The organism is Ruegeria sp. CH5 (genome assembly GCF_056537025.1).
The window spans coordinates 479,781-492,224 of the sequence record NZ_JBQFQT010000003.1; the positions used below are offsets into that span (position 1 = coordinate 479,781).

The 12,444-nt window shown below is 62.8% G+C and carries 14 protein-coding genes; 8 read left to right on the plus strand and 6 right to left on the minus strand.

The window, feature by feature from the left end:
• Positions 1 to 80: 80 nt before the first annotated feature.
• Positions 81 to 986 (plus strand): EamA family transporter RarD, encoded by a 906-nt coding sequence (gene rarD, locus ACR0JC_RS12730; protein ID WP_170342316.1) that lies wholly within the window; start codon positions 81 to 83, stop codon positions 984 to 986.
• On the opposite strand, the gene ACR0JC_RS12735 is transcribed toward rarD, so the two are convergent.
• Both ACR0JC_RS12735 and ACR0JC_RS12740 read right to left on the minus strand, forming a co-directional pair.
• Complete coding sequence (locus ACR0JC_RS12735; RefSeq protein ID WP_367647106.1) at positions 977 to 1,684, minus strand: SGNH/GDSL hydrolase family protein; 708 nt, start codon at positions 1,682 to 1,684, stop codon at positions 977 to 979. The two genes, rarD and ACR0JC_RS12735, sit on opposite strands and share 10 nt — an antisense overlap.
• A 7-nt stretch (positions 1,685 to 1,691) precedes the next feature.
• Positions 1,692 to 2,102 carry a nuclear transport factor 2 family protein gene (locus tag ACR0JC_RS12740; RefSeq protein WP_170342318.1) on the minus strand — a complete coding sequence of 137 codons (411 nt, stop codon included), beginning with the start codon at positions 2,100 to 2,102 and terminating at the stop codon, positions 1,692 to 1,694.
• 94 nt (positions 2,103 to 2,196) lie between these two features.
• On the opposite strand from ACR0JC_RS12740, the gene ACR0JC_RS12745 reads away from it, so the two are divergent.
• From ACR0JC_RS12745 to ACR0JC_RS12760, 4 genes are all read left to right on the plus strand, one after another.
• Positions 2,197 to 2,844, plus strand: a complete 648-nt coding sequence (locus ACR0JC_RS12745; RefSeq protein WP_170342320.1) for an RluA family pseudouridine synthase — start codon at positions 2,197 to 2,199, stop codon at positions 2,842 to 2,844.
• Between the two features lie 129 nt (positions 2,845 to 2,973).
• The gene (locus tag ACR0JC_RS12750) at positions 2,974 to 3,645 is read left to right on the plus strand and encodes a YiaD family glycine zipper/OmpA-like lipoprotein (protein WP_170341353.1); all 672 of its coding nucleotides are present in this window, start codon (positions 2,974 to 2,976) and stop codon (positions 3,643 to 3,645) included.
• A 137-nt stretch (positions 3,646 to 3,782) separates the two neighbouring features.
• A complete protein-coding gene (locus ACR0JC_RS12755) occupies positions 3,783 to 4,325 on the plus strand; it encodes an NADPH-dependent FMN reductase (RefSeq protein ID WP_093964291.1) in 543 nt (180 codons plus the stop codon).
• A 38-nt stretch (positions 4,326 to 4,363) separates the two neighbouring features.
• Positions 4,364 to 5,176: an HTD2 family dehydratase gene (locus tag ACR0JC_RS12760; protein ID WP_170342322.1), complete on the plus strand. Its 813-nt coding sequence runs from the start codon at positions 4,364 to 4,366 to the stop codon at positions 5,174 to 5,176.
• On the opposite strand, the gene ACR0JC_RS12765 is transcribed toward ACR0JC_RS12760, so the two are convergent.
• Entirely contained in the window at positions 5,168 to 6,202 is a 1,035-nt protein-coding gene (locus ACR0JC_RS12765) for an NAD(P)/FAD-dependent oxidoreductase (RefSeq protein ID WP_170342324.1), read from the minus strand. The genes ACR0JC_RS12760 and ACR0JC_RS12765 overlap by 9 nt on opposite strands.
• Before the next feature lie 55 nt (positions 6,203 to 6,257).
• Between ACR0JC_RS12765 and mnmC2 the strand changes: the two genes are divergently transcribed.
• Positions 6,258 to 6,923, plus strand: a complete 666-nt coding sequence (gene mnmC2, locus ACR0JC_RS12770; RefSeq protein WP_170342326.1) for a tRNA (5-methylaminomethyl-2-thiouridine)(34)-methyltransferase MnmC2 — start codon at positions 6,258 to 6,260, stop codon at positions 6,921 to 6,923.
• Entirely contained in the window at positions 6,920 to 7,789 is an 870-nt protein-coding gene (locus ACR0JC_RS12775) for a DMT family transporter (protein WP_170342328.1), read from the plus strand. The genes mnmC2 and ACR0JC_RS12775 overlap by 4 nt, the downstream gene beginning before the upstream one ends.
• Here the strand turns inward: ACR0JC_RS12775 and ACR0JC_RS12780 are convergent.
• On the minus strand, positions 7,763 to 9,736 hold the full coding sequence (locus ACR0JC_RS12780; RefSeq protein WP_170342330.1) for a lytic transglycosylase domain-containing protein: 1,974 nt from the start codon (positions 9,734 to 9,736) through the stop codon (positions 7,763 to 7,765). The genes ACR0JC_RS12775 and ACR0JC_RS12780 overlap by 27 nt on opposite strands.
• A 133-nt stretch (positions 9,737 to 9,869) precedes the next feature.
• On the opposite strand from ACR0JC_RS12780, the gene dapA reads away from it, so the two are divergent.
• Positions 9,870 to 10,742, plus strand: coding sequence for a 4-hydroxy-tetrahydrodipicolinate synthase (gene dapA, locus ACR0JC_RS12785; protein WP_170342332.1), 873 nt, complete (start codon positions 9,870 to 9,872; stop codon positions 10,740 to 10,742).
• A gap of 74 nt (positions 10,743 to 10,816) precedes the next feature.
• Here dapA and ACR0JC_RS12790 read toward each other — a convergent pair whose 3' ends face one another.
• Entirely contained in the window at positions 10,817 to 11,689 is an 873-nt protein-coding gene (locus ACR0JC_RS12790; protein ID WP_480763960.1) for a dimethyl sulfoxide reductase anchor subunit family protein, read from the minus strand.
• 1 nt (position 11,690) lies between these two features.
• Complete coding sequence (locus ACR0JC_RS12795; protein WP_170342337.1) at positions 11,691 to 12,440, minus strand: 4Fe-4S dicluster domain-containing protein; 750 nt, start codon at positions 12,438 to 12,440, stop codon at positions 11,691 to 11,693.
• Positions 12,441 to 12,444: the final 4 nt, after the last annotated feature.

A 12,444-nucleotide genomic window follows, 5' to 3' on the forward strand; every position in this document is an offset into this window, starting at 1 on the left:
ATGGGCGTCTTCAAGCTTTTCTGAGTTTCAATGGCAAAGGACTTTGCCTAAAGACGGGAGGTATCAGCTGGAGACCATTCATGGCCGAGCGCCCGACCCAAACCCAGAACACGGATTCGCCAAAAGGCCTTGCGCTGGCTGTTACGGCGTATGTCCTTTGGGGTTTTCTGCCGCTCTACATGAAGGCAATGGCGCATATCGGTCCCGTCGAAATCGTGGCGCATCGCATCATCTGGTCGGTGCCGGTGGCCGGGTTGTTGCTGGTCGCGCTGGGGCGAACCGGTGATCTGAAGGCGGCGCTGCGTGATCCGCGCATGTTGGGAATGGCATGTCTGACGGCGGCCCTGATTTCGGTGAACTGGGCTATCTACGTCTGGGCGATCGCCAGTGGCAACGCTCTGGACGCGGCGCTGGGGTATTACATCAACCCGCTTTTCAGCATAGCGCTGGGAGCGATCCTGCTGCGCGAGTCCCTGACCCGAACACAGTTAATTGCCGTGGGGCTTGCCGCCTTGGGCGTTCTGGTTCTGGTGGTCGAGGCCGGCCGTCTGCCATGGGCGGCGCTGGGGTTGATGGTCAGCTGGGGATTTTATGCGTTCTTCAAGCGCTCGTTGCCCATCGGACCAAACCAGGGATTCCTGCTCGAGGTTCTGATTTTGCTGGTTCCTGCGCTGGCTTATGTGACCTGGTTGGGCGTGCAGGGCACCGGACATTTTGGAGGCGCCGCAACAGATACCATGCTGTTGGCCGGGGCGGGTATCGTGACCGCCGTTCCGCTGCTGGTCTATGCCAACGGGGCCAAGCTGGTGCGACTTTCGACCATGGGCATCCTGCAGTACATCGCGCCGACCATGATATTCATCACGGCGATCACGTTGTTTGGTGAGCAGATCGACCGCGGGCGCATGATTGCCTTTCCGCTGATCTGGGCCGCACTGGTTGTCTATTCAGTGCCCATGATCCGTCAGGTGCGCGGTCAGACCTGATCGAGGATCATTCGCGCGGCCTGCTCTGCCCAAAGCCGATAGGCTTTGGGGCTTGGGTGATAGCCGTCCACAGCCGCCAGGGCCGGATCGTCGGGCAGGTGCAGCGCCAGATGCCGGGCCTTGGGGAAGCTCGCGATCACCTCTCTCAGCCCTTCGTCAAGGCGCGCGGATTGGCGTCCCAAAATCCATGCCAAGGGCTGTGGTAGCGCCGGGAACCGATCCATCTGCGGGACGCCCGTCACGATCACAGTTCGCACGCCCAGATCGACGGAAAGCAAGCGCATCAACTCGGCCTGTTGACGTTTGAACCGGTTGCAGGTCACGGCTCGGGTGACGTCGTTGACGCCCAAGGCCGTAACAGCCGCGTCAAACTGGCCTTCGATCCTGCGCAGGTCTTCGATCGCGTTACCGGTCGTGTGGCCGGTCGTTGCGACAAGGCGCCACTCAACGCTGAACTGGCGGCTGAGCAGTTTCACCAACTGGCCCGACAGCGCCTGTTCCTGAGTGCCTGCCCCAACGCCTGCGGCTGAACTGTCGCCGGCGATCAGCAGGCGCAGTCTCGGCCCGCGGCCTTGCCGGCCCTCACGCGCACCGGAAGGTTCGGGCAGCTGCACGGCCCTTCGTCGCACCAGCAGAGCCTGTGCCGCCAGCACCGGCAGCAGCGGAACTCTCAGAAGCTGATCGGCGGCAATGGGCACGGGTGGCTCAGCTCAAAGCGTTCCGAAATTCCAGGAACCGGGGGTCTTTCATGACGCGCGCCATCATGGCCTCGCGCAGGGCGCCAACGGTCTTGTAGGGACGCATGGCGACTTCGAATGTCTGAATCAGCCCGTCATCGTTGAGCTTGATCAGGTCAACGCCAACAGCGTCCAGTTCACCCACCTTGCATCGAAACTCCAATGCCCAGTCTTTGCCATCGCCCATGATCCGGCGGTAGCGAAACTCGGAAAAAACCTGTCCAACATGACCCAAAACCGCCGCCACCGGGGCGCGGCCTGTCCAGGTGCTGTAGTAGGTCGGCGGAAGGAACTGCACGTCTTCGGCCAGCAATTCATGGATCAGGCTCTCGTCGCCCTTGGCGACCACTTCCTGCATTCGTTCGATCGTCGGGTGCATGTCATCTCCTCTGCCTGGCGCGAGAGTTGCCGAGAAGCCTTCTTATCGCAAGGACGACGTTGCGAGAGGCGGCGCCCTGCGATAGGCAGCGCGCATGAGCGATACCTATGATCCCCCCAAAACGCCGCTGGACGTGCTGCACGAGGATGCGCAGGTGATCGTGGTGAACAAGCCGTCGGGCCTGCTGTCGGTGCCCGGCCGGGGAGAGCACTTGGCGGATTGCCTGCTGGTCCGTGTGCAGGCCGCATTCCCGCAGGCCTTGCTGGTCCACCGGTTGGATCGCGATACCTCAGGCGTCATGATCTTTGCCCAGACACCGCACGCTCAACGGTATCTGGGACAGCAATTCGAAAACCGGCAGACACGAAAAACCTACGTCGCCCGTGTGTGGGGCCGGGTGGAACCAAAGACCGGTACGGTAGACTTGCCGTTGATCGTGGATTGGCCCAACAGGCCGCGCCAGATGGTGTGCCACGAGACCGGAAAGCCGGCGGTCACGGATTGGCGGGTCGTCCGATACGACGGCGACACGACCCGCGTTCGCCTGTTTCCAAAAACCGGTCGCTCGCACCAGTTGCGTGTCCATATGCAGGCACTGGGCCATCCGATCCTGGGCGACCCGTTCTATGCCGAAGGACCGGCGCGCGATTTCCCCAGGCTGATGCTTCATTCCGAGGAATTGCGCGTCAAACACCCCGAGGATGGCATATCGATGAAATTTCGCGCTCTGCCGGATTTCTGAGCGCCTTGGGGGCGGCGGGTATTCGCCGATCTCACGTTTTTGTCGCTTGAGCCTGTTTGTGTCAGGCGTGCTATAATCACGTCAAACACGTAACCCGGAAAAACGGGTGCAGGAGCAGAAGGTGAACCCATGAAAATTTCCAGATTCTTGCTGCCGGTCGGGCTGAGCGCCGCATTTGTGCTGGGGGCTTGTACCGACCCCGGTACATTGCGGGTTCAGGACGACCCGAACCAGAACGCCAAGCAGGGAGCGTTGTTGGGCGGTCTGATTGGCGCCGGAGTTGGTGCCATCGCCAATGACTCGAACCCTGGGCTGGGTGCCGTTGCCGGTGCGGCCATCGGTGCTGCCGGCGGCGGGTTGATCGGCAACCAGTTGGACCGGCAGGCAGCCGAACTGCGTCAGCAACTGGCCAATGACGGTATCACCATCGTCAACGCCGGAGACCGGCTGATCGTCACGGTTCCGAATGACATCACCTTTGACACCGACAGCGCCACGGTCCGGCCTGCACTGAGAGCGGATTTGGTCCGCGTGGGGCAAAACCTGGTGAACTATCCCAACTCGAACGTACAGATCATCGGGCACACCGACAGCGATGGTGAAGCCGGCTACAATCAGATCCTGTCCGAACGCCGCGCCAATGCGGTGGCGGATGTTCTGCAGGCCAATGGCGTCAGCTATGCGCGCATCGCCACGATCGGCCGCGGTGAAAACCAACCGATCGCCTCGAACCTGACGCCCGAGGGCAAGGCGCAGAACCGCCGGGTCGAGATCGTGATCGTGCCCAGCGGCAACGCCTGAGCCGATCAACTGCCAACCGACGGGGGCCGCCGCAAGCGGCCCCTTTCTTTTTTGCACATTGACTGCGCGTCAGGCGGGCTATGGTTTGCGGTCGGGATGACTAAACTGCAGCCGAAACACATGACGGAGATATCCTGATGTCCGAACCGATCCTTCTGGGCCTGTCCGGCTCGTTGCGGCAGAACGCCACCAATCGACGCCTGATCCGTGAAGCGGCGCGCCTGTTCGGCGCGGGAACGTTCATCGAAGCTGATCTGAACCTGCCACTCTATGATGGAGATGCTGAGGAGGCCGACGGGATCCCGGCCGAAGTTCAGATCCTGGCGGATCAGATCGCCGGTGCCCATGCGGTGGTCATTTCCACTCCGGAATACAACAAAGGGCCGTCAGGCGTTTTGAAAAACGCGCTGGACTGGGTCAGCCGGACCAAGGGCAATCCCTGGGCCGACAAACCGGTTGCGGTGATGTCCGCGGCGGCGGGCCGGGCCGGCGGCGAACGGGCGCAGATGATCCTGCGGTCTTTCATGGTGCCGTTTCAGCCGCGCATCCTGCAGGGCCCCGAAATTCATCTGGCCGACAGCTCGAACGAGTTCGACGATGCAGGTCGGTTGCGCAGCGACCGGTACGAACGGACGCTGGGCCAGTTGATGGAGAAGCTGCGGGCCGAAGCAGGTTTCTGAGCCTTGTCCGGCTGGCCGAGCCTGCTTAGGGTGCGGCCATGACGGATCAAGCTTCCTCGGAAATTCAATACGACGTGATGGACCCTGCCCGGGCGGCGGCGTTTCAGGTCGCGTTGGGGCAGGCACCTTCGATCGGCATGGGCACGTCGCTGCCGCCGTTCTTTCACCAGCTGTATTTCTGGTCACCGCGCCCGCCCGAGGGCTTGGGGCGCGACGGCCATCCCGCGGTGGGCGGAGGGCTGGTTCCCGATCTCGGTCTTCCGCGTCGGATGTGGGCCGGTGGGCGACTGCGGTTCGCCGCTCCGCTGATCGCTGGCACACCAGCCGAACGCCGCTCGACCTTGAGCAATGTGAGCACCAAGACCGGACGGACTGGGCCCTTGGGGTTTGTGACCCTCAAGCACGAAATCTGGCAGGACGACACGCTGTGTCTGACCGAATGGCAGGACCTTGTTTATCGCGAGGATCCGTCGTCCGATGCACCAAAACCAGCGGCCCCGGTTGCCCGGACGGACGAAACAGACCTGCGCCGGGTCGAGTTCGACACCACACTGCTGTTTCGGTACTCGGCGCTGACTTTCAATGGCCACCGCATCCACTATGACCTTGACTATGCCCGCGATGTCGAAGGCTATGCCGGACTGGTGGTCCATGGACCGCTTCTGGCGCAGCATCTGATGCTGCTCGCCACCGATCTCATGGGGTCGCTGGCCGAGTTTTCCTTTCGCGCGTCCTCTCCGCTGATGCATTTCGAGCCTGCCACGCTGTGCCGAAACGGGAACGATTTATGGGTCCGCGGTCCGGACGGTCGGCAGTGCATGCAGGCCGTGGCCCTTCCACGGTCACAGTGACGCCTCGGGGCGGAAGCCTTCGGGGATCGTATCCTGTCCGTCCAGCACCAGGTCTGCCATGACCGCGGCCACCTTGGGGGCCATGCCGAACCCGATTTTGAAGCCGCCATTGGCAATGAACTGACCCTTGTGCAGCGGGTGTGCGCCCAGCATCGGCGCTCGGCTCTTGCTGCGGGGGCGGACTCCGGCCCAACGCTCGATCACTTCCGCGCCGTGTAGAACAGGAACCGCCTGCAATGCGCGCTGGATCACATCATCGAGGGCAGCATCGGTGCCGGTCGGGTCGTCATAGTCCCGCTCGGATGTCGAGCCGATGGCCAGTGTCCCGTCGGCGTGGGGTACGAAATGGATCGACTCCGCGAACAGCTGCGGCACCTGGCCCGCGTCGAACCGCAGCAGTGCCGCCTGTCCCTTGACCCCGTTTCCGACCGCCTTGCCGAAAGCATCGGACAGTTCCAACAGGCCGGACACCCCGGTCGCATGAATGACTGCCCCGGTGTCCGGGGCCTCGGGCACGACCTCAACCCCCATCACGGCCAGCGCGGCGACCAGCGCAGCGCAGGCCCGGCGGGGATGCATGCGTGCACTCAACGTATCGTGGATGACGAAACCCGTTGCGCTGGGCGGGCACCATGATCCGACCGAGCGCGCCTCGACCACGGTCCATTCAGCCCGGCCCTGCCACAGGTCGCGGGCCGAGGTCGCACGCTGATGCGCTAGGTCGAGGCTCTTTGGGTCGTTGATGGGCTGGATCCGCCCCAGACGCGCATAGCCAGGCGAAACGCCGCCGGTGGCTTCAACCTGTCGCCAGAACGGTTCGGCCATCAGCAGGCTTTCGAATTGGAATGCTTTCTTGTCGTTCCAGTTTTCCGGAACGTGCGGGGCAAGCGCGCCCACCAGCCCGCCGCTGGACCCTGAACCCGCGCCGTAGGGATCGACGACCCGGACCCTGGCGCCACGTCGTGCACAGGTCCAGGCGATGGACAGGCCGAATATCCCAGCCCCGCGGATCGTCACATCGACCATTGCCAATCCCCTTTTCCTTGTTCAGTGTCGCGCCGCTTAGCTACAGGAATTCCCGATGGCAGACCAGCGCGCCAAATTGTCGTGGAGGGATGAGACAGTCCCTGTTTCTGATCGTTTCGACGACCCCTATTTCAGCCTTCAGAACGGGCTGGAGGAGACCCGTCATGTCTTTTTGCTGGGCAACGATCTGCCCGCGCGCTTTGCCCCCGGCTTTCAAATCGCCGAGCTGGGATTCGGGACCGGACTGAACATGCTGACCGCTTGGTCGGAATGGGAGAAGTCCGGACAATCGGGTCCGCTGACGTTCACCAGTTTCGAAGCCTTTCCAATAGCCCCTGCCGACATGAAACGCGCGCTTGCGGCCTTTCCCGAGCTGGCGCCCTGGGCCGGCCGGTTCCTTGACCGATGGCAGGGTGGCCGCTGTGATTTGGACACGCTGCGTCTGACCGTGATTGAAGGTGATGCCCGCCAGACCCTGCCCCTTTGGGACGGGCTTGCCGATGCCTGGTTCCTGGATGGGTTCTCGCCCGCCAAGAACCCTGAGCTGTGGCAGCCGGAATTGATGCGGCAAGTGGCGGCCCATACAGCGCCCGAAGGGACGGCCGCCACCTATACCGCAGCCGGGTTCGTGCGGCGTGGGTTGCAGGATGCCGGGTTTTCGGTGTCCCGCGCGCCGGGGTACGGCCGCAAACGGCACATGACGCGAGCAACCAAGGCATGACCCAGACAAACAACGTGCGGGCGGGTATTGTGCTGATGATCGCGGCCACGATCGTGTTTGCGTTGCAGGACGGCATCTCGCGCCATCTGGCCGGCACGTACAACACCTACATGGTGGTCATGCTGCGATATTGGTTCTTTGCGGCTTTCGTGATTGCCTTGGCGGCGCGTGCACCCGGTGGTCTGGCGGCCGCGGCCCGGACCCGGCAACCGGGCCTGCAGATCCTGCGCGGCCTGCTGCTTGCCGGCGAGATCTGCGTCGCCGTCTACGGCTTTACCATTCTCGGCCTTATCGAAAGCCAGGCGGTGTTCATCTGTTATCCGCTTCTGGTCGCCGCGCTCAGCGGGCCGGTGCTGGGCGAGAAGGTCGGCTGGCGGCGCTGGTCGGCCATCGGGGTCGGATGCGTTGGTGTGCTGATCATTCTGCAGCCCGGCATGGGCGTCTTCAATCCGTGGGCAGTGATCCCCCTGATCTCGGCGCTGATGTTTGCGTTCTACGGTCTGCTGACCCGCTATGCCGCGCGTCAGGACAGCACCGCAACCAGTTTCTTCTGGACCGGGATCGTGGGAGCATTGGTCATGACCTGCATCGGCCTGTGGTTCTGGGAGCCAATGTTGCCGCGGGATTGGTTCTGGATGGGGCTGCTGTGCATCACCGGTGTTCTGGGGCATTGGCTGCTGATCAAGTGCTACGAGATGGCCGAGGCCAGCGCCGTACAGCCCTTTGCCTATTTCCACCTGATGTGGAGCGCAATCCTGGGCATCACGATCTTTGACGAGACCCTGCGCCCCGCGGTGGTCGCGGGGGCGGGGCTGGTGGTGGCGGCGGGTCTGTTCACCCTATGGCGCGAACGCAGACAGGGTTGATCCGACCAACTCCTGCGAGAAGGGGATCGGCAGCGCGGGTTTGCCCAGCCTAGCGCGGTAGACGGGCAGGCTTTCGGTCACCCGCATCACATAGTTGCGGGTCTCGTTGAATGGGATCGTCTCGATCCAGTCGACGATATCCACCGCGCCCGTTCGCGGGTCGCCGTAGCGGTCCATCCATGATTTCGGGCGATTGGGGCCGGCATTGTAACCTGCGGCCATCATCACGACGTTGCCGTTGAATTCGTCAGCCAGCCTGGCCAGATAATTTGCCCCCAGTTTGGCGTTGTATCGCCAATCCGAGGTCAAACGTCCCGTCTGATGGCCGCTGAGAATGCCCAGTTCCTGCGCGACCAGCTTGGCGGTCGCAGGCATTACCTGCATCAGGCCGCGCGCGCCGGCACCGCTGATTACAACCGGGTCGAATTCGCTTTCGCGACGGGCGATGGCCAGGGTCATTTCCTTGGCCATGGGCAATCCGATATCCGCAACGGGATGCACCGGGTAATACGCCGCGGGCAATACGACTCCATTCGTCGCGGCCCGTTTGGCGATCATCACCGCCAGATGCGGCTCCTTCAACTCGACCGCCAGATCACCCAGCTGGCCGGCCTGCACCGGATCCAGGCTTTCGACCAGGTGCGTCAGGAACCGTTCGCCCAATTCCGGCTCGCCAGCTCGTATCAGCAGCAGCCCCGCCTCAAGCACACTGGACTTGGCGAACTCGGCCTGTTTCCAATGGGGCGCCCGGCGCGGGTTGGCCAGGTCGCTGTCAAATGGCCGTCCGATCTGTTCTGCAGCCAACAGGCCATAGAACGAGGTCTGGTAGTCGGCGCCGATTGCATAAGCCTCGTAGGCTTTCTCGGCGTTTCCGGTTGCGGCGTAGGCCCGGCCCAACCAATACCCGCCCCGACCCATCGAGATCGGAGACTTCACAGCCCCCAGGAAGTTCTGGAAATGCCGAACGGCTGTGGCCGGGTCGTTCAGCTTGCGCAAAGCCAGGAAACCCGACAGCCACTCGAGGTCGGCATATCCATACCCCATCTCGGGTGTCATGTGGTGATTGGCGGCGATGGCATAGGCCCGGTTCGCATCACCCCGGCGCATTTCCAGCCGAGCCAGCCTGCGTCGCCCTTCGGCCCACTTGTCGGGTTCGCCCAGTGCCTGCGGGCTGGTCGAGCGCGCCAGCATCAGGTCAATGGCGCTGTCGTCCAGCTCTTTGCGGTCCCGCCATACGAACCGGTCAAAGGCCAGCCCCGGATCATCGGCAAGCGCCTTCGGAACGGAGGCAACCTTGCCATCCACGCCGGGTTGGCGCTTTTGCAGGGCGATCCGCGCTTCGGCCAGTTTGCGATAGTGTTCGCTGACCAGCGGCAGCATCTGTGCCGAGCTGATCAGATGACCATCCCACAGCATCCGGTCCAGACGAGCCTCGTGATGCGGTTTCAGCAGTGACCCGAAGTTCTGAACGTAGTCCTGCTGCAGGCCCGAGCCCATCGGCATCGTCCGCCAGGCAGTGACGATATCCGCCTCGGCCTCACCGGTTCGGCCCTTGGCCTTCAGTGCCACGGCATAGTTCAGAGCTCCTTCGGCGGTCTGCGGGGGGGTGTCCTTGTAGAACTTCAGCACCCGGTCCGGGTCCGCGCCGGTAAAGGACGGCTCGCTTTTGCGGCGCAGCCAGGCAAGGCCCGGCCAATCGGGCCGCCGATCCAGAAAGACCAGAACATCGCCCGAGCTGCCGAACCCTTGGCGCAGCCAGTGCCACACGATGATGTCGCGCGCGACCGAACCGCGGGTGCCGGCCACGCGCAACGCGGCGTTCCAGTCGCCTTTGCGCATTTCGGACATTGCGGCCCGAAGATCGGACACCGCATCGGCCCGCACGGCCTGAGTTTGAAGCGTCAAAGCTAGAATCATCGTCGCGATCAGCGACAGAATCTGTGTCATCCCTTGCATTTCCCGACCAACCGAGGATACAGCCATTCAGGATAAACCTTGCGCCGCCGGGATCAACTCAAGAAACCTAAATTCGTGTCGGCCCGCGGCGCACATCACACGATTGAACCTCAAGGAGCGTTCCATGTTCAAAGGCTCGATGCCAGCTCTCGTCACCCCGTTCCGCAACGGCGAGTTGGACCTGGATACGCTCAAACAATTGGTGGAATGGCAGATTGCCGAAGGGTCGACCGGTCTGGTGCCCGTCGGCACGACCGGCGAAAGCCCGACGCTGAGCCACGAGGAACACGAAACCGTAGTGGCCGAGGTGGTCAAGGCCGCCGCGGGGCGCGTGCCGGTCATCGCCGGGGCCGGGTCGAACAATACGGTCGAAGCCATCCGGTTCGTGCGATTCGCACAGAAAGTGGGTGCGGATGCGGCATTGGTCGTCACGCCCTACTACAACAAGCCGACTCAGAAAGGCCTGTTGTCCCATTTTCGGGCGCTGCATGACTGTGCGGATATTCCGATCATCATCTACAACATTCCGGGCCGCTCGGTCATCGACATGAACCCTGACACCATGGGTGCGCTGGCGCAACTGCCTCGGATCATCGGTGTCAAGGACGCCACGGGCGATCTTGCCCGCGTCAGCCAGCAGCGCGCTGCCTGCGGCAAAGACTTCTGCCAGCTTTCGGGTGAGGACGCGACGGCCCTGGGTTTCAACGCCCATGGTGGCGTCGGCTGTATCTCGGTCACCGCAAACGTGGCCCCGAAGCTGTGTGCCGAGTTCCAGCAGGCGACCCTGTCCGGCGACTATGCGACGGCGCTGGAGTATCAGGATCGGTTGATGCCGCTGCACGAAGCCATATTCATCGAACCGGGCCTGGTGGGTGCGAAATACGCGCTCAGCAAACTGGGACGCTGCACCGAAGAAGTGCGGTCGCCGCTGACGACGCTGGAAAACAGCACAAAGGCCGCGATTGATGCCGCGATGGAGCATGCAGGCCTGATCTGATCAGGCGCGTTCCGAAAGAAAAAGGGCGGTGTCCGGGAGAACCGGCACCGCCCTTTTCTTGTTTGCAGGGTGACTTAGCGCTTGCCGTAGTACAGCCCGACCACATGTTCAGCCTGGGCAAAGAACAGCCAGCGCGAAGTTGCGATACCCGCCATATGAGACAGCACCGCCAGCGCTCCGACCAGGTGGTTGATCGGTAGGATCAACAGACCGACGGGAACCACGAAGGCCAAGGCAAAGGAAATGGCCCGCAGCTTGTCTGCGTGTTTGCGTCCGACAACGTGAACGAATTCGCGCAGCAGATAGTTGGTTCCTGTATGCGGCGGTTCAAACGCGCGGACAGAACCCCGGTCGCCAAGACCAGTTGCCGTACCAAGGTTGGTTCCCGAGTTGGCCACGGCCTGATCGCCCGAACGCCAGTAAAGAATTTGAACCAGCGCGGCGATCAACAGCAGCGGGATCGCAAATGCGGTCTGCCCCGCCAGAAGCGCGCCACCGGCCACGCTGAAGCTCAGAAACATTACGGGCGTCAGTGTCAGGTTCCACCGTGGGATCGTCTTGAGTTGCGTGTAGATCATCGAGGTCGTGAATACGGTCGCCAATGAGAGCAGCGAACCGATCAGACCCAGACCGGACCAGCGTTGGTCCAGAAAGATCGCGCCGATCGCATAGAGCCCCATGACCAACAGGGCCAGAACTGCGCACCAGCCCTCGCGGCTGAGCCAGCTTGTCTTCCATTGGGTGAACGCCTTGAGCGCGCGCTCGGGGTGGCCGAGGTGAAAGGTCGAGGCCATGAGCCCACCCACGGACAGCGCATAGGCGATGGCAAAGAACACGAAGGCCACCCAGCCCGAGACATTCGGAAAGCCGAGGCCCAGGAAAAACAGCAGGCCGAAGCCCAGCCCCGACAGAGTGGTGAACAGGATGACGGAAGGTGCGGGATGCATGTCAGAGCTTCTCCAATGCCTTGTCCAGCCAGCCAAGGAAGCCCTTCGGCTCGTCAGCGACCGGCGCCAGCAGGGGCGCCAGGATGTCGATCTGCTCTTCGACCGTATCCTTGGGGCGGGGTGGCAGGTATTTGTTGACCGGTTTGGTGCCCATTTCGGGCATCAGATCCATTCCGCCGCGCTCGACCACCAGTTGGCTGACCTCGCTGTCGGGGTCGCCCAGATCACCGAAATGGCGGGCCCCCGCGGGGCAGGTCCGCACGCAGGCGGGAACGCGGTCTTCCTCGGGCAGGTTGTCGTTGTAGATGCGATCGACGCACAGGGTGCATTTCTTCATGACCCCCTCTGCTGCGTCCAGTTCGCGCGCGCCATAGGGGCAGGCCCAGGCGCACAGGCCGCAGCCGATGCAGTCGCTTTCGTTGACCAACACGATCCCGTCCTCGACCCGCTTGTAACTGGCGCCGGTGGGGCATACGGTGACGCAGGGCGCATCCTCGCAATGCAGGCAGGATTTCGGGAAATGGATCAGCTGGGCGGCACCTTCGGTCGGCTGCACCTCGTAGGAGTGCACCCGGTTCAGGAATGTGCCCGAGGGGTCCGCGCCATAGGCGTCCTGATCGGACAGGGGGGCGCCGTAGTTCTCGGTGTTCCAGCCCTTGCAGGAGATCACGCAGGCATGACAGCCGACGCAGGTATCCAGGTCAATGACCAGGCCCATTTTTCGCTCGGTGGATTGGGGAAGTTGGGTCATGGCG